Source organism: Streptomyces sp. NPDC000404, assembly GCF_040300365.1.
Classification (GTDB): Bacteria; Actinomycetota; Actinomycetes; order Streptomycetales; family Streptomycetaceae; genus Streptomyces; species Streptomyces ramulosus.
The window spans coordinates 29,546-46,638 of the sequence record NZ_JBEPDN010000011.1 but is presented as its reverse complement, the minus strand read 5'-3'; the positions used below and the strand labels follow the sequence as shown (position 1 = coordinate 46,638).

General features: G+C 76.2%; 8 protein-coding genes. 5 read left to right on the top strand and 3 right to left on the bottom strand.

Annotated elements, in window-relative coordinates:
- Positions 1 to 71: 71 nt before the first annotated feature.
- Together ABT345_RS21610 and ABT345_RS21605 are read left to right on the top strand one after the other, a co-directional pair.
- A complete protein-coding gene (locus ABT345_RS21610) occupies positions 72 to 3,308 on the top strand; it encodes an FtsK/SpoIIIE domain-containing protein (protein ID WP_345085163.1) in 3,237 nt (1,078 codons plus the stop codon).
- Positions 3,309 to 3,887: 579 nt separating this feature from the next.
- Positions 3,888 to 4,832, top strand: coding sequence for a class I SAM-dependent methyltransferase (locus ABT345_RS21605; protein ID WP_345084942.1), 945 nt, complete (start codon positions 3,888 to 3,890; stop codon positions 4,830 to 4,832).
- A gap of 34 nt (positions 4,833 to 4,866) precedes the next feature.
- Here the strand turns inward: ABT345_RS21605 and ABT345_RS21600 are convergent, their stop codons facing one another.
- On the bottom strand, positions 4,867 to 5,556 hold the full coding sequence (locus ABT345_RS21600; protein ID WP_345084945.1) for a class I SAM-dependent methyltransferase: 690 nt from the start codon (positions 5,554 to 5,556) through the stop codon (positions 4,867 to 4,869).
- 628 nt (positions 5,557 to 6,184) lie between these two features.
- On the opposite strand from ABT345_RS21600, the gene ABT345_RS21595 reads away from it, so the two are divergent.
- From ABT345_RS21595 to galE, 3 genes are all read left to right on the top strand, one after another.
- Positions 6,185 to 10,048 (top strand): bifunctional glycosyltransferase/CDP-glycerol:glycerophosphate glycerophosphotransferase, encoded by a 3,864-nt coding sequence (locus ABT345_RS21595; protein ID WP_345084948.1) that lies wholly within the window; start codon positions 6,185 to 6,187, stop codon positions 10,046 to 10,048.
- A gap of 276 nt (positions 10,049 to 10,324) precedes the next feature.
- The gene (locus ABT345_RS21590; RefSeq protein WP_345085166.1) at positions 10,325 to 11,965 is read left to right on the top strand and encodes a glycosyltransferase; all 1,641 of its coding nucleotides are present in this window, start codon (positions 10,325 to 10,327) and stop codon (positions 11,963 to 11,965) included.
- Between the two features lie 39 nt (positions 11,966 to 12,004).
- The gene (gene galE, locus ABT345_RS21585) at positions 12,005 to 12,985 is read left to right on the top strand and encodes a UDP-glucose 4-epimerase GalE (protein ID WP_345084951.1); all 981 of its coding nucleotides are present in this window, start codon (positions 12,005 to 12,007) and stop codon (positions 12,983 to 12,985) included.
- Positions 12,986 to 13,049: 64 nt separating this feature from the next.
- Here the strand turns inward: galE and ABT345_RS21580 are convergent, their stop codons facing one another.
- On the bottom strand, positions 13,050 to 14,198 hold the full coding sequence (locus tag ABT345_RS21580) for a glycosyltransferase (RefSeq protein WP_345084954.1): 1,149 nt from the start codon (positions 14,196 to 14,198) through the stop codon (positions 13,050 to 13,052).
- Positions 14,195 to 17,077: a bifunctional glycosyltransferase/CDP-glycerol:glycerophosphate glycerophosphotransferase gene (locus ABT345_RS21575; RefSeq protein WP_345084957.1), complete on the bottom strand. Its 2,883-nt coding sequence runs from the start codon at positions 17,075 to 17,077 to the stop codon at positions 14,195 to 14,197. Before ABT345_RS21575 ends, ABT345_RS21580 begins: the two co-directional genes overlap by 4 nt.
- Between the last annotated feature and the right edge of the window lie 16 nt (positions 17,078 to 17,093).

Genomic DNA, 17,093 nt, shown 5'->3' with positions numbered 1-17,093 from the left:
CGCTCGGGCGTGGTGGGGGGTTGAGCGGACCCGTCACCGAACTCCCCGGGCAGAAGGGACCGTTGACGGCGATGCAGATCCGGCTGACCGTCCTGGGGCCGCGCGGCGGCCACCCCGCGCGCGCCTGTGACGTGCTCGTGACGGCCCCTGCCGGGACCGCGCTCGCGGCGGTCGCCGGCTCGCTGGCGGCAGCGGTCGCCGGGCCCGGCGCGGACGCCGGCGGCCCGGTCGTCCTGTACGCCGGGGCCGAGCGGCTCGACCCGCAGCGGGCGGCGCTCGGCGAGCCGCCGCTGATCGACGGCGCGGTCCTCGCCCTCCAGTCCCCCGGCCCCGATCCCGCGCACGGCCTGCCGCACGGTCCGGCGCGGCTGCGGGTGGTCTCCGGGCCGGACGCCGGCGGCGTCCATCTGCTGCACGGCGGCCAGATCCGCGTGGGCCGCTCCGCCGACGCCGATGTGCCGCTGGACGACCCGGACGTCTCCCGGATGCACTGCGCGGTGACGGTCGAGCCGGACGGCGCCGTCTTCGTCGCCGATCTGCGCTCCACCAACGGCACGACCGTGGACGGCGCCGAGGTCACCGCCGGGCCCGCGCGGCTGGGCCCGGGCGCCCTGCTGCGCGTCGGCGAGTCGGCGCTGCTCCTACAGCCGCCGGCCGCCACCCCCGATCCGGCGCTGGCGACGACCCCGGACGGCGAGGGCCATCTGCGGCTGCGCCCGGGTTCCGCCTCCGGGCCGGCCGGCTCCGCCCCGGGCGCGGCGGGCCCCGTCGTCCTCCCCGGGGGCGGCACGGCGCCGACGGTGTACGGCCGGGGCGCGGGCGCGCCCGGTCACGGCACGGGCGGGCAGGGAGCCCCGGAGGTGTTCGTGCCCGGCAGCCGCCGCCCGGAGCCGGCGCCGCCCGCCGGCCCGGACGGCGCCCCGGCCGCGTACGACTACGACGCCTACGGCGTGCACCGCCCGTACGGCGCGGCGCCCGAGGACGGGCCGGAGCGGGCCCGGCAGCGGCGGGACACCCCGCTGCACGGCACCCGCCCGGACGCCTTCGGCCCGTCGGGCGCCACCTCGTCCGGGGAGGGCACGCACGGCGGGCAGCTGTCGCTGGCCCCGCCCGACGAGGCGGCGCGGCGGGCCGGGCGGCGCGGCGGCATCGGCGCCTGGGCGCGGCGGCTGGCCGGTGGCCGTCCGGTGGACGGCCTGGAGGAGCCGGGCGCCCCGGAGCCGCTGGCGGGCGCCGAGGCCCCGGCGGAGCCGGTGCCGGCGGATCCCGGTGCGGCGGAGCGGTGGCCGGACGCCGCCGAGGTGCTGCTGACGGCGCTCGGCCCCGGGCCGCGCCTGTGGGAGCGCGACCGGGACCATCCGGATGCGCTGACCGTCCGCCTCGGCACGGCCTCGCGCGCCGGTGGCCGGGTGGCGGAGCCGGTCACCGTGGAGCTGCGGCGGGCCGGTTCGCTGGGGCTGGCCGGGCCGCGGGAGCGGCTGGCCGGGCTGGCGCGTTCGGCCCTCGCCCAGCTGGCCGCGCTGCACGCGCCCGGCGCCCTGGAGATCGTGCTGCTCAGCACGGACCGCAACCGCCCCGCCGAGGAGCGCGTCGCCGACTGGTCGTGGCTGGGCTGGCTGCCGCACGTCCGCCCGGCCCACGGGCAGGACTGCCGGCTGCTGCTGGCGTACGACCGGGAGCAGGCGGCGGCGCGCACGGCGGAGCTGGTGCGGCGGCTGGACGACGGGCCGCTGGGTCCGGGCTGGGCGAGCGCCGAGCGGGCGGAGATCGCCGCGGCGGCGGCGCAGCACCAGGGGCCGTTCACCGTCGTGCTGGTCGACGGCGATCTCGGGTCGTCGGCGCTGCGGGAGACCGCGGCGCGGCTGGCGGCCGGGGGCCCGGCGGCCGGTATCCATCTGCTGTGCCTGGCCGAGACGCCCGCGGCGTCCCCGGCGTTCCCGCTGGCCGCGACGTACGAGGCGGCCCGGGTGGCGTCGCCGGCGTTCGGGGAGTGCGGGGCGGTCGCGGTGCTCAGCGGCGATGTGGCGACGGCGCTGCGGGTGGTCCAGCCCGGTTCGGGGCCCAACGGCACGGTCGCCGTGCTGGACGCGGTCTCCGGCGCCTGGGCCGAGCGCCTCGCGCGGGCGCTGGCGCCGCTGCGCGAGACGGATGCGGCGGCCGGCGGCCGGGCGGCGCCCCGGGTGGCGGCGCCGCTGCCCGATTCCTCCCGGCTGCTGGACGAGCTGGGGCTGGCCCGCGCCACCCCGGCGTCGCTGCTGGCCCGGTGGGCGGCGGCGCTCGACGGCGGGGCGTCCGCGGCGGCCGCGGTGCTCGGCGCCGGGCCGCACGGTCCGCTCGCCGCCGATCTCGCCGCCGACGGCGGCCATCTGCTGCTGGAAGGCGCGCCGGGCACCGGCAAGACGGAGCTGCTGCGGTCGCTGGCCGCCTCGCTGGCCGCCGCCGACCGGCCCGATCTGCTGTCGCTGGTGCTGGTGGACGGCGGCGGCTCCGAGCGCGGCGAGGGCCTGCGGCTCTGCACCGAGCTGCCGCACGTCACCACGTATCTGGCGGCGTCCGATCCGGTACGGATGCGGGAGTTCGCGCAGGCGCTGTCGTCGGAGCTGAAGCGGCGCGCGGAGATCCTGGGCGGCACGCCGTTCGCGCAGTGGCGGGCGAAGCATCTGCCCGCGCCGCGGATCGTCGCGCAGCGCCGGACGCCCGAGGGCGCGGAGCCGGACCCGTCGGGCACCGGCACGCTGCGGCTGCGCTCGCGCGGCGGGGTGCCGGCCACGGAGGCGGCGCCGGACGTGGCGCCGATGCCCCGGCTGTTCGTGCTGGTCGACGACTTCGACGCGCTGGTCGCGCCCGCGCTGGGCAGCACCGGCCGCCCGTCGGCGGGTTCGGTGGTGCGGGCCCTGGAGGCGGTGGCGCGGGGCGGCGCGGAGCTGGGCGTCCATCTGATCGCCGCGACCGGCCACCCGGAGCGGACCGCGGAGACGGCGACCAGCGAACGGGCCGCGCTGCGCGCCGTGCTGGGCGAGCCGGACGATCCGTCGGAGCCGGTTCCGCCGGGCCGCGGTGTGCTGCACCGCACCCGCGACGGTTCGGCGACGCCGTTCCAGGCGGGCCGGGTGACCGGCCGGATACCGCGTACGGCCACGCTCCGCCCGACGGTCGTCCCCCTGGAGTGGTCCCGGATGGGCGACCCGCCGACCCGCCGCCCGCTGCGCGAACTGGGCAACGGCCCCACGGACCTGGCCCTCCTGGCCAGCGCCCTGCAGCGCGCCGCCCAGTCCCTGGGGGCGGCGGAGGGGCCACCGCTGGTGTGACCGGGTGCGCCCGGGCGGGGGCTTGTCCCCGTCCGGGCCGCCACGCGCCGGGCCGCCGGCCCTGGCCGGAACGTACGCGGCCGGGGCTCGTGGCGCCGGGCGGGGCCTTGCGGCGTCCGGGTTGGCGGGCTGCCGGATTACCTGGGTCCCCCGGGCCGCCGGGTTCCGGGCTGCTGCCCCTGGCCGGGACGCACGCGGCCGGGGGTTCGTGGGCGCCCCGGCCCGGGCCGTTACGAGGCCCGCGCCGCGGACGCCCGGTGCCACCGGCTCGTACGCCACCGCACGGCGCCGGGCACCCGCCGAAGCCGAAGATTCACCCCAACTCCGGCTGCACTCAAGGGAGTTGATACAGCCACCGCACGCGATCCACTCCCCGGCTCCCGGGGCTGGGTTCCTCCACGCCCTCCCCTCCGGCCCCACCCCCGCCTTCCGGTTCCGGACGCCCCATTTTTCGCCACCTTCCGTTCACTTCGCGCCGCCTACGATGACGGCCGCGCCGAGGCGGCGGGTCCCTGGCACCGCCACGCGCCGCAGGCCGTAACGCCGTCGGAATCCCGACCGTCTGGAGACGGACCGCCCATGACTGCTCCCCTCGCGGACCACCGTGCACCGCTTCCGCGCCCCACCCGGCTCTCCGAGGTCAAGGGGTGGTTCTTCACCGCGGATCAACTGCTCTTCGACTGGTTCCTCAGCCACCAGCGGACCGCGGGGCACCGCGGTGACCTGCTCGAACTCGGTGCCTATCTGGGCAAGAGCGCCATCTTCCTGGGCGCGCGGCTCGGGGCGGGCGAGCGGTTCACGGTCTGCGACCTGTTCGACTCGCCCGCCGAGGACGCCTCGAACACCAAGGAGATGGCGAAGTCCTACGCGACGCTGACCCGCCGCGCCTTCGAGGCCAACTACCTCGCCTTCCACGACACGCTGCCGGACATCGTCCAGGGCCTCAGCTCGCGGGTGCGCGACCACGTCGCGGAGGGCAGCGTCCGCTTCGCCCACATCGACGCCTCGCATCTGTACGAGCACGTCCACGGCGACATCCTGGCCGTACGCACCCTGCTGACCGGCACCGGCGTCGTGGTGCTGGACGACTTCCGCGCCGAGCACTGCCCGGGGGTGGCCGCGGCGACCTGGCAGGCGGTCACCAACGAGGGGCTGCACCCGGTGTGCATCACCGGCACCAAGTTCTACGGCACCTGGGGCGACCCGGAGCCGCTGCGGACGGCGCTGCTTACGTGGCTGGCCGGGCGGGAGGGCGTCTGGCACGAGGTGCAGCAGGTCAACGGCGCACCGCTGATCCGGATCAGCGCGAAGGACGCACCGGAGCCGGCACACCCGGTCTCCCGCTACCGCCCGGCCGCCGGGACGAAGGGGACGCGGGCACCGGAGCACGTACCGGGGGCCGGCCGGCGCGGTCCGGCGCGTCCGGGGCGCGGGCCGCTGCGGCGGCTGGCGGCGGACTGGCTGCCGCCGGCCGTCACCCGGGCGCTCGTGGCGGCGCGGCGGGAGCGGGCGGTACGGCGCTGAGCGCCCCGGCGGTTTTGGGGAGCGCCGTCGCGGTTCAGCCCGGCAGCCGCTCCATCGGCACCCGCGCGGCCAGCACGAACGCGTTGGCGCCCAGGATCTTCCCGGCGGGGCGGGGCAGCGGGAAGGAGTAGGTGCGGCGGACCGACAGCCCGGCGGATTCGGCGTAGGCGCGCAGCAGGGTGAAGTCGGTGAAGCGCCCGGCGCCGCGGTGGCCGGCCTCCTGCGGGGTGATCAGCACGACCCCGCCGCCCGGCCGTACGTACGGCAGATAGGCCCGCAGCAGGCCCTCGACCTGTTCGTCGTCGAGGTGCTGGAGGACCTGCGCGGACAGCAGCGTGTCGAAGCCGCCGGGCCGGGCGTGGGCGCTGGTCAGGAAGGCGTCGGCGGTGTACGCGGTCAGGCCCCGGGCGCGGCAGATGTCGGCGGAGTGCGCGTCGTGGGCGATCCCGACGCTGCCCGGCGCGCAGCCGGCCAGGGTGTCGCCGGTGCCGCAGCCGATGTCCAGCACCCGCCCGGCGCCGATGCGGCGCAGCGCCCGGCGGTAGGGCGCGCGGGGCGGGCGCAGCCAGGGCAGCAGCGGCCGCGGCGCGTCCTGTGCGCGGGCCGGCGGGCCGGTGCGGACCGGCGCGGCGGCGTCCGCGGTGCGGCGGGAGACCGGTGTCCGGCGGGCGGCGGGAGCGGTGGGGGCGGCGGGGGTTTCGGTCCGTCCGGGCATCGGGGGCATCGAGGTCACCTTTCCCTGGGGACCCGGCGACGACCGGGCCGCTACGGCATCGGCTCCGGTCTACGGCATCACCCCGGGCCACGGCGCACACCACGCCGACCGGGGGCGGGCGGTCCCCGGCACGGCGGCGCCGGTGGCCCGGGAGCCGGCCGTACGCCGCCCCCTGGAGCCGGCCGCATGCCGGCGCCGGCCGGACCTGACGGTGCGGGTGCCCGCACCGGGCGGGGGGCTCACCGTCCGGCCGGACCGGGGCCCGGCCACCGTCGCCGCCCGGCGGTACTGCGGGGCCCGGCTGGGCCCGGCACCACCGCGAGACCCCGCCGGGCCCGGCACCACCGCGCGCCCCGCCCCACCCGCGCCGAGGCGCACGCCCCGCCCCGCACGCCTCGGCGCGCCACACCGCGCCCCTGGCAGGGGCTCGCCCCGTCCCGCCCCGCCGTGCCCCGGTCAGGGGCTCCCCCGGCGCCTCGGTCCCCTCACCCTTTCAGCGCAGATCCGGTGACCGGGGCGGCGCCGGGTGAGTTGTCCACCTCAGTACCCCGCCCCGGTTCCGGCGCGGGGTTCCGGTGCCGGACCGCCCGGCTCCGGGCCGCCCGGGTTCCCCGTTCGGAAAGGCTTGGTCGCGCGCATGAAGCCACGGCTCACCGTCGTCGTCCCGGTGCACCGCACCGCAGGGCCCCTGCGGCACACCGAGGAGTGCCTGGAGTCGATCGCGGCGCAGACCCCGGCCGCGCTGGACGTGGTGATGGTGGACGGCGCGCCCGAGCCGGACGGGCCCGGTGCCGCGCTGGCCCGCCGCTTCACCGCCCGCGATCCGCGCTTCCGGCTGATCCGCGCCGCCGGGGCGGGCCCCGGCTCGGCCCGCAACGCCGGCGCCCAGCACGCCTACCCGGACACGCCGTACCTCGCCTTCCCCGGGCCCGACGATCTCCTGCTGCCGCGCGCGTACGAGGAGCTGCCCGCGCTGCTCGACGCGTCCGGCGCGGACCTGGCGACCGGCGGCGTCCGGCTGCTCGGGGCGGACGGGCGGCCCGCGGCGCGGCAGCCGGCCGACCGGACCGGCGCGACCCGCACCCACATCGCCGAGGACCGGACGCTGCTGTCCGACACCTGCGCGACCAACAAGGTGTTCCGGCGCGCCTTCTGGGACCGCCACCACCTCGCCTTTCCCGAGGGCGGCAGCTGCGACGACGCGGTGGTGACGCTGCCCGCGCACTTCCTCGCCGACGCCGTCGACGTGCTGCGCGCGCCCGTCTGCCAACTGCGGGCGCCCGGAGCCGGCCGGCCGCTGCCGGACGGGCGGACGGTCGCCGAGCGGTTCGCGGCGCTCGCGCGGATCGGGGAGTTCCTGGCCGATCCGGCGCGCACCCGCGGGGTGTCCTGCCGTGCGGAGTACGACCGGGCGCAGCTCACCGAGGGGCTGCACGATCTCGTCGAGGCGCTGCCCGCCGCGGCGCCGGAAACCCGCACCGCGTTCCTGGAGCACGCCCGCGCCTACCTCTCCCGGGTCGACCCCCGGCTGCTGTCCGCGCTCCCGGTGGAGACGCGGATGCTCTGGTACCTCGTACGGGCCGGACGGCCCGAGGAGCTGCTGCGGCTGGTGGCGTACCGGCGGCGGCAGGCGGCGGCGTTCCTGGTGACCGGGGTGCCGCTGCGCCGCCGGGCCGCGCTGCCGCTGGATCCGCCGCTGCGGCTGCCGTCCGCCGTCACCCGGCTGGGCCGCGACGACTTCCCCGTACGGGCGCACGTCCAGGAGGCGGCCTGGCGCGACGGGCTGCTGTTCCTGCGGGGCTACGCGTACATCCGCAACCTCGGCGCGCCGCACCGCCACAGCTATCTGGGGACGCTGGTGCTGGCGCAGGGGCGGCGGCGGATCGTGCTGCCGCTGCGCCCGGTGGAGTCGGCCGCGGCGACCGCCGAATCCGGTCAGGAGCTGCACTGTTACGACTGGTCGGGGTTCGAGGTGGTGCTCGATCCACGGCGGCTGCGGCGGCTCGGCCGGTGGCCGGACGGCGACTGGCGGGTCACCGTCACCCGCAGCGCGGCGGGCCTGGTGCGCACCTCCGGGCTGCGCCCCCCGGAGTCCGGCTCCGGCACCTCGCCGCGGACCTACGACACCGGGCAGGGCGTACGGGTCACGCCGCGGTACGTGGACGGGCTGCTGCGGCTGACCGTGGAGCCGATCGGCTACCGGCTGACCGCCCGGGAGGTGACGGGCGGCGCGCTCTGTCTGACGGTCGCCGCCCCGCCCGGCGCCGCCGCCCCCACCGCGCTGCGGCTGACCGACACGGAGACCGGCACCGTGGTGTCGTTCCCGGCCCGGCCACCCCAGGAAGAGGCCACACCGGACCACCGGGAAGCGGCACCCGAGGGGGGCGCGCGGGAGGACGCGGGCGCCCCTGGTGGGGAGAGCACCTCTGAGACGGCAGGGGCGGGCACCGGCGCCCCGGACACCGCCGTTCCGAACACGGCCGTTCCGGACCCCGGCGCCCCGGACGCCGCCCCGCAGGCCCGGAACGCGGGCGCCCCCGAGTCAGCGACCACGGAGGCCGCGGACACGGCCACGACAGACGGCACGGGCACCGCCACCCCCGAGGCCCCCGGCGCCCCGGCCCCGGACGCCGAACACACCCCCGGCACCACCGCTCCCCCGCCCCCCTGGAAGCCCCGCCGCCCGGCCGCCGGGCACACCGTGCGGATCCTCGCGGACGCGGTGGCCGCCGCCCGGCCCGTACCGGACGGCGAGGGCGACGCGCCCCACGGCACCGCGCCCGGCGCCGCGGCGCACGCCCCCGCCCTCTCCGCCACCTGGGCCGTGACCCTGGTCCTGCCCGGTGGCGCGGCCGCGCCCGTCGCCTGTTCGCCGACGCTGGCGCCGCTCGCGCTGCCGCCGGTGCGCGGCCGGGAGCTGGTCTGCGCGGGGAGCGCCGCCGGGCATCTGGTGGTGCACGACCGCGTCCCGCAGCCGTACGCGGACCGCGTCGTGTGGCGGATCGACGGGACGTTGCTGCTGGCCGGGGTGTTGCCCGCCGCCGCGCCGCCCGCCACCGAGCTGGTCCTCGCGCACACCGCGCACGCCGCCGAGTGGGCCTTCGCCACCACCCACGACGGCGAGCGGTTCCACTGCGCGCTGCCGCTGGCCGCACTGGACTCGCCCGGCGGACCGCTGCCGCTGCCCGCCGGGCGCTGGGCGCTGCGGCTGCGGGCGGCGGGCGCCGACACCCCGGACGTGCCGGTCCGCTTCGCGCCGTCCGTCCTCGACGGGCTGCCCGCCTCCCGCGCGGTCCGCGGCAAGCCGTTCACCCTCGACCGGCGCGACCACGACGAGGTGTGCCTGACCGCCGGGGTGACGCTGCCGGTCACCGACCGGGGGCCGTACCGGCGGCGGGTGCTGCGCGAGACGCACTACCCGCTGCACCGCGGGCGCCCGCTGCGCGACGCGATCCTCTACAGCAGCTTCGGCGGCCGCGCCTACGGCGACTCGCCGCGCGCCGTCCACGAGGAGCTGATCCGCCGCGGCATGGGCGCCGAGCACCTGTGGGCGGTGCGCGACGGGCAGACCGCCGTGCCGGACACCGCGCGCGCCGTCGTCGTGGGCAGCGCCGAGTGGCACGGCGCGCTGGCGCACAGCCGCTGGGTGATCGCCAACACCCAGCTGCCGGACTTCTTCCGCCGCCGTCAGGGCCAGCTGGTCGTCCAGACCTGGCACGGCACCCCGCTGCGGCGGATCGGCGCGGAGCCGGCGGGCGTCCACGGGCCGGCCGATCCGGAGGCGGCCCGCCAGTGGAGCGTGCTGCTGTCGCCCAACGCGCACAGCACGCCCGTCCTGCGCGAGGCGCTCGGCTTCCCCGGCGAGCCGCTGGAGAGCGGGCTGCCGCGCACCGATGCGTTCTTCGCACCGGACCGGGACGCGCGCGCCGCGGCGGTCCGCGCCCGGCTCGGCGTCGACGACGGCCGCACCGTCGTCCTGTACGCCCCGGCCGTCCGCGGCCACCTCGCCTACGACCGCCACCACCACCGGCTGCATCTGCCGCTGGACCTGGACGCGGCCCGGCGGGCGCTCGGCGACGACCACGCGCTGCTGGTCCGCGGGCATCCGCTGGTCGCCGACCGGCTCCCGGCCCGCCATGCGCCCTTCGCCGTCGACGTCACCGCGTACCCGGACGCCACCGAGCTGCTGCTCGCCGCGGACGTGCTGGTCACCGACTACTCCTCGCTCGCCGCCGACTTCGCGAACACCGGCCGCCCGATGCTCTTCCTCACCCCCGACCTGCCGTACTACCGCGACACGCTGCGCGGCTTCACCGTCGACTTCGAGGCGGTGGCTCCCGGTCCGCAGCTCGGCTCCACCGGGGAGCTGATCGACGCGCTGCGCGATCTGGACGCGGTCGCCCGGGCGGGCGCCGGGGCCTACCGGCGCTTCCGGGAGACGTTCTGCCACCGCGACGACGGGGCGGCCGCGACGCGCGCCGCCGATCTGCTGCTGCGGTGAGCACAGGTGTCGGGCGGTGGTCGGAGCGGTGGAGGTTCGGCGGACACCGGCATCGCGGGGCGGGCCCGTCGTTACACCGGTGTACGGGCGCTCCGCCCGCGCCAAGCACCCGCCAACAGCAGATGTCCCACCCGTTAACGGACGGCAATGACCCGTAAAACCACGGCGGCGGGCGCAACCGCGCGACGGGAATCCCCCTCTGAAGCAGAGACAGAGGAGACCGGAGCCCGCTCGCGCACAGAGATGCCGTCGACACGGAATGTAGATGTAGTGACTGTGAAAGAAGCCCTTGAGCCGTCGCCGGGGCCCACCCTCACTCCGGCCGCGCAGATCAGCATCGTCGTCATCGCCTTCAACGACGCCGCGAACGTCGCCCAGGCCGTGCGCTCCGCGCTGGCCCAGGAGGCGGACGGCTCGGCCGTCGAGGTGATCGCGGTGGACGACGCCTCCACCGACGGCACCGGCGCCGCCCTGGACGCCCTGGCCCGGGAGCACCCGCGGCTGCGGGTGCTGCACCGCGCCGAGAACAGCGGCGGCTGCGGCACCCCCCGCAACGACGGGCTGCGCGCCGCCACCGGCCGCTTCGTGATGTTCCTGGACAGCGACGACGTGCTGCCGCCGGGCGCCGCCCCGGCGCTGCTGCGCGCCGCGCTCGCCGAGGACGCGCCGGTGGCGTCCGGCGCCTGCGTCCGCCGGGAGCTGCCGGCCCGCCGCGACGTGCCCTGGCAGCCGGCCCTCTACCGCGACCGCGCCGTGCACACCGCACCGGGCGCCAGCCCCCAGCTGGTCCGCGACACGCTGTGCGTCAACAAGCTCTACGACCGGGCGTTCCTCGCCGAGCACGCCATCGTCTTCCCCGAGGGCCGCTTCACGTACGAGGACTTCGTCTTCACCGCGCGGGTCCTGGCGGCCGCGCCGCGGCTGGTGACGATCCCGGACAGCGTCTACATCTGGCATGTCCGCCGCGCCGCCGCCCGCCAGTCGATCTCCCTGGACCGCAAGGCCGTCACCAACTGGCAGGCGCGCATCGAGGCGCACCGCGACAGCGTGGCGATCCTGCGCGACGCCGGGCGCACCGGGCTGGCGCGGGCCGCGCGCACCAAGTTCCTCGACCACGACCTGCGGATGTACGTCCGCGAGCTGCACACCCGCGACGCCGCCTATCGGGCCGAGTGGTGGCGGCTGACCCGCGCCTACCTGGCGGACTTCGAGGAGGCCGAGCTGCTGGCCGCGCGGGCGCCGGCGCGCTGGCTGGCCCGGGTGGTGCAGGCCGCGCCCGAGCCGCCGGCGGAGCTGGACCGGCTGACGCAGCTGGCGGCCCGGCCCGGCCGGCTGCTGCCGCCGTATGCCCGGGACGACGACGGCCGCCCGGTGTGGTCGCGGCAGCTGGCGCAGGTCGAGCTGGACGCGATCGACTCCAAGCCCACCCGCCGGCTGCCGGTGACGATCGACGCGGAGCCGGTCGTCGGCCGCCGCAGCGTGCTGCGGCTGCGGGTGCACGAGATGTACGGGCGGCTGGCCGCCGCGGGTCCCGTCTCCGTCGACGTGGAGTGGCGGCGGCGCGCCGACGACCGGCGCGGTCCGGTGCGGACCGCCGCGCTGACGCCCGGCCCGGACGGGACCTGGACCGCCGAGGTGGCGATGGATCCGGCGGCGCTCGTCGCGCGCGGGCCGGCCGCCGAGGCCGGGCCGGTGGCCTGGGACCTGATGGCGCAGGTGCACTGCGCCGACGGATCCGGCTTCCGCGCCTCGCTGCGCGCGGTCGGCCCGGGGCTGCGCCGCCGGGTGCTGCCCAGCCGCCGCCACGCCGTGCTGCTGGTGCAGCCGTACGCGACGACCGGCGGGGCGCTGGCGCTGCGGGTGGCCGCCGGGGTGCGCAGCGTGTGGCGGATCGCGGCGGCGCGGCTGCGCCGCTGAATTCCCCGGCTCTTCCCCCTCCAACCCTAGGATTGGCGCATGACTTACTTGATCACGGGCGGTGCCGGGTACATCGGCGCCCACGTCGTACGGGCCCTGCGGCAGGCCGGGGAGTCCCCGGTCGTGCTGGACGACCTGACGACGGGGGTCGCCGCCCGGCTCCCCGAGGACGTGCCGCTGATCGTCGGCTCGACCCTGGACCGGGCGCTGCTGGACCGCACCATCGCCGAGCACGGGGTGACGGATGTGGTGCACCTGGCGGCGAAGAAGCAGGTCGGCGAGTCGGTGGAGATGCCGCTGCACTACTACCGCGAGAACGTCCACGGACTGCAGACGCTGCTGGAGGCGATGGCCGCCGGCGGGGTGGGCCGGCTGGTGTTCTCCTCGTCCGCCGCGGTGTACGGCATGCCGGACGTCGACCTCGTCACCGAGGACACGCCGTGCGTGCCGATGAACCCGTACGGCGAGACGAAGCTCGTCGGCGAGTGGATGGCGCGGGCGACGGGCAAGGCGCACGGCATCAGCACGGCGTGCCTGCGGTACTTCAACGTCGCGGGCGCGGCCACCCCGGAGCTGGCCGACACCGGCGTCTTCAACATCGTGCCGATGGTGTTCGAGAAGCTCACCGAGGGCGCCGCGCCGCGGATCTTCGGCGACGACTACCCGACGCCGGACGGCACCTGCATCCGCGACTACATCCATGTCGCGGACCTCGCCGAGGCGCATGTGGTGGCCGCGCAGAAGCTGGCCGAGCACGGTCCGGTGCGGGATCTGACGCTCAACATCGGCCGCGGCGAGGGCGTGTCGGTGCGCGAGATGGTCGATCTGATCGCGGAGGTGACCGGGCACACGGAGGTCACCGCCGAGGTGACGCCGCGGCGGCCCGGTGACCCGGCGCGGGTGGTCGCCGCCGCCGACAAGATCGCCGCGGAGCTGGGCTGGAAGGCGCACCACGACGTCCGCGAGATGATCACGTCGGCGTGGGCCGGGTGGCAGCACCACCACCCCGAGGCGCGCTGAGGAACGGCGAAAGGCGCCCCGCACCGGAGTCCGGTGCGGGGCGCCTTTCGTCGTACCGGCCCGCTCAGCGCTCCAGGAAGGCGAAGAGGTCCTCCCAACGGCGGGTGATGCGGTCGGTGGAGTAGCGCCGGACGTTCTCCCGGGCGGCGGTGCCGAGCCGGTCGCGCAGCTCCTGGTCGGTGAGCAGGCTCTCCAGGTGGGCGGCGAGTTCGTTGATGTTGCCGGGCTGGGCCAGCAGACCGTCCTCGCCGTCGCTGACGATCTCGTGGACGCCGGGCGCGCAGTCGAACGCCACGCACGGCACCGCCGCGGCCATCGCCTCCATCAGCGACAGCGGGAAGCCCTCGGCGCGCGAGGACTGGGCGAAGACCGCGGCGCCGCGCAGCGCCTCGGGAACGTCGTCGGTGCGGCCCATGAACTCCACCGACCGCTCCAGGCCCAGCGCCTCGCGCTGCTTGAGCAGCAGCTCCTCGTCCTCGCCGGAGCCGTAGATCCGCAGCAGCCAGTCCGGGTGGCGGGGGGCGAGAAGCGCCCAGGTGTCGAGGAGCAGGTCGACGCCCTTCTCGTCGGAGAGCCGCCCGATGCTCGCGACGACCTTCTCCGTACGGGCCGAGGGCACGTCCGGCATGACCGGCAGCGGGTTCGGCATGAAGTCGGCGTTGTCCATACCGGCCCGGATCCACAGGTCGGCGTCCTCGCGGGTGAGGGCGAGGAGCCGGTCGACGCCCTCGTAGTAGCGCTTGACGCGGGCGAAGCGGGAGGAGGCACGGCAGGCGGTGAACGACTCGTGGCTCATGCCGATCACCGGCATCCCGGCGGTGTCGGCGAGCGTCACCCACTCCATGGCCCACACCTGGGTGCAGATGACGACGCCGCCGGGGCGGGCGGTGGCGAAGCGGGCGGAGAGCCGGTCGGCCGCCTCCCGCATCCCGGCGTCCCGCGCGGCGCGGCGGCGCCGCTCGGCGAGGTTGAGCCGGCCCTTGACGCCGCGCACCGGGCCGGTCTTCGGCGGGTGCTCGGTGTAGAGGGTTTCGGTGGGGTAGGGCAGTTCGCCGAGGTCGGCGCGGAGTTCCGGGGCCGCCGGGACGATGCCGATGATGTGCGGCCGGTGGCCGCGCTCGGCGAAGAGACGGGCCATCTGGTGGGTCCAGGTGGTCACCCCGCCCATCTCGTCGGTGTTGTTGCAGACGAAGTAGATGTCGCGGCCGGTCACTTGGCGTCTCCTTCGCGCTCCGCGGTGCCGAAGAACCGGTCGACGACGCGGCGGGCCGCGTCCCCCCGGTCGTACTCGCCGTAGGCGGCGGTGAACCGCTGCCGGGCCTCGCGGTGTTCGGCGTCTGCCGACTTGAGGTGGTCGAGGGCGTCGAAGAGGGCGTCCTCGGTCTCGACGAACGGGCCGGGGGCGGTGGCCTTGAGGTCGAAGTAGGTGCCGCGGGCCTCGTTGGCGTACTCGTCGTAGTCGTAGGCGTAGAAGACCATCGGCCGGTCGAGGAGGGCGTAGTCGAACATCACCGAGGAGTAGTCGGTGATGAGGCCGTCGGCCAGCTCCATCAGCGGGGTGATGTCGTGGTGGCCGGTGACGTCGATGACGGTGCCGCGGACGGACGGCGGCAGCACCACGTGGTTGAGGTAGTGCGAGCGGATCAGCAGGACGTAGCGGTCGCCGAAGCGGGCCGCGAACTCGTCGACGTCGAAGGGCAGCTCAAAGCCCTTGACCTTGCCGTTCGCGGCGGCGCGGAAGGTCGGCGCGTAGAGCAGGACCTTCTTGTCGGCGGGGATGCCCAGTTCGGCGGCGAGCGGGCCGCGGGTGCGGGTGCCGGACTCTTCCTCGGCGCGGCGGGCGGCGACCAGTGCGTCGTTGCGGGGGTAGCCGGTGCGCAGCAGCACCTCGGGGCGGAGCCGGAAGGCGCGGGCGAGGGTGCGCTCGTCGTGCTCGGAGCGGATCAGGAAGTGGTCGAAGCGGTCGAGGACCTGCTGGTAGGCGTCCTTCGCGGCGCGCGGCTGGAGCCGCAGCCGGGGCTCGTCGAAGCCCATCCGCTTGAGCGCCGAGCCGTGCCAGGTCTGGAGGTAGGTCGTCTCGGGGCGCTTGGTGAGCTTGAGCGGGTAGCCCTGGTTGTCGATCCAGAACTCCGCCTGGGCCAGCGCCCGCAGGTACTGCCAGCTCCAGCGCTTGACGAGGGTGGCGTCCTCGGGGAAGCCGTCGGGCTTCTTCCCGGCGTAGCTCCACACCGCCTCGAACTCGATGCCCCGGCGGCGCATCTCCTCGTAGATCGCGCGGGGACTGTCGCTGTACTGCTTGCCGAGGTGGCTCTCGAAGACGACGAGGCCCTTGCGGATGGGGAGCTTGCTGAACGCCTCGTGGTAGACGCGGAGCTTGGTCTCGCCGGAGCTGAGCTGCCGCTTGGCCTTGCGGGCCTTGCGGATGCCGGTCTTGGCGAGGGCGGCGGCGGGGCTGCGCAGCGCCTCGCCGAGCAGCTTCTGGGTTCCGCGGCTGGCGCGGCTCTCGGCGCGCAGCACGAAGGTGAGGTGGCCGCGCTTGGAGGGGGCGGGCTCGATGCGGTCGGAGACCAGGCGGGTGAGCCGGGGGCGGACGCGCAGGGCGTGCGCCGCGTCGAGGTCGACGCCGCCGACGGTCAGCCGGGTGCGGGTGAGCTCGCCGTCGGCGTCCAGGATCAGCCGGACGTCCCAGACCGCGTCGATCACGCCGAGCGGGCGCAGCCGGCGGGCGAGGTCCAGCTTCGCGTCCCAGCGGATGCGGTCGCCGTCGAGGCGCAGGGTGCGCAGCGGGAAGGAGAAGGTCTGCAGGCTGCGGCGGCGGGCCTTCAGCTCGATCCGGCCGCGCAACGGGGTGGCCGGGGTCACCGCGCCGAGCGGGTTGACGACCTCGCCGGACAGCTCGACGGTGCCGCGGCCGTCGTCGGTGTAGCCGGTGAGCTGGTTGCGGAGGAAGAGCTTGCCGAGCGGGCGGGTGTGGTAGCCGGCGTCGGTGACGTCGAGGACGCGGCGGCCCTCGGGGTCGTCGAGGTGGCGGTCGGTCCAGTAGACGCGGCCGTCACGCTCGGTGAGCGGGGCGGAGAGCTTGTCGCGGTTGATGAGGGTGTCGACCGCGGGCATCAGCGCCGGCCAGTCCTCCTTGCCGAGGAGGTAGGCGCAGATGGCCTGTATCGGCTGGACGCGCTCGTACGCCTCGGGGGCGATCCCGGCGAGGTAGCCGTTGGCCATCTCGGCGAATTCGCGGCGGTAGCCCTCGTCGAGCAGCGGCAGATCCCGCAGGTGCAGTACGAGGTCGTGCTTGAGGAATTTGACGTCCTTGTGGAACTTCAGATCGTCCAGACCCTGTTCCGCGAGGAGTTCGTCGACGCGCCGGTGGATTTCCATGCGGTGCGCGAAGTTGGCGATTTCATGGCGCCGATTGCTGATCGATTTCGTGGCCGCCTTCTCGAAGACGTTCCAGAAGTAGACGTGATTGGGGATCAGCGTGATGCGGCGGGCGGCGACGTACGCCTGCGCGGAGAAGAGCAGGTCCTCGTAGTGGATGCCGACGGGGAATTCCAGTCCGGCTTCCCGGAGGAATTCGCGGCGGTAGCACTTGTTGGTCGACAGGGTGTCGAAGACCAGCAGATCGGGCAGCTCGGAGATCGATTCGAGGGTCCGGGTGCGGGCGTAGAGCCACGGGTACCACTCGACGGTCTTCTTGGTGCGGGTGTCGACGTGGACCCGCACGCACATGCCGGAGACCAGGTCGGCGCCGGTGCGCTCGGCGGCGTCGAGCATGTTGCGGCAGGCGTTGGGCTCCAGGACGTCGTCGCTGTCGAGGAACATCACGTAGGTGCCGCGGGCGTGGGCGACGCCGTGGTTGCGCGGGGCGCCGCAGCCGCCGCTGTTCTGCGGCAGCTGGAGCGCGCGGACCTTGCCGGGGTGGGCGGCGGCCAGTTCCTGCGCGACGGCGAACGATCTGTCCGTGCTGCAGTCGTCGACGATGACCACTTCGACACCGTGCAGCGTCTGGTCCACGGCGGACCGGACGGCGGTCGGCAGTCGTTCTGCGTCGTTGTAGACGATCACGACTACGGAGACGTCAGGCACGGGCACCCCTATCCTCTGTTTC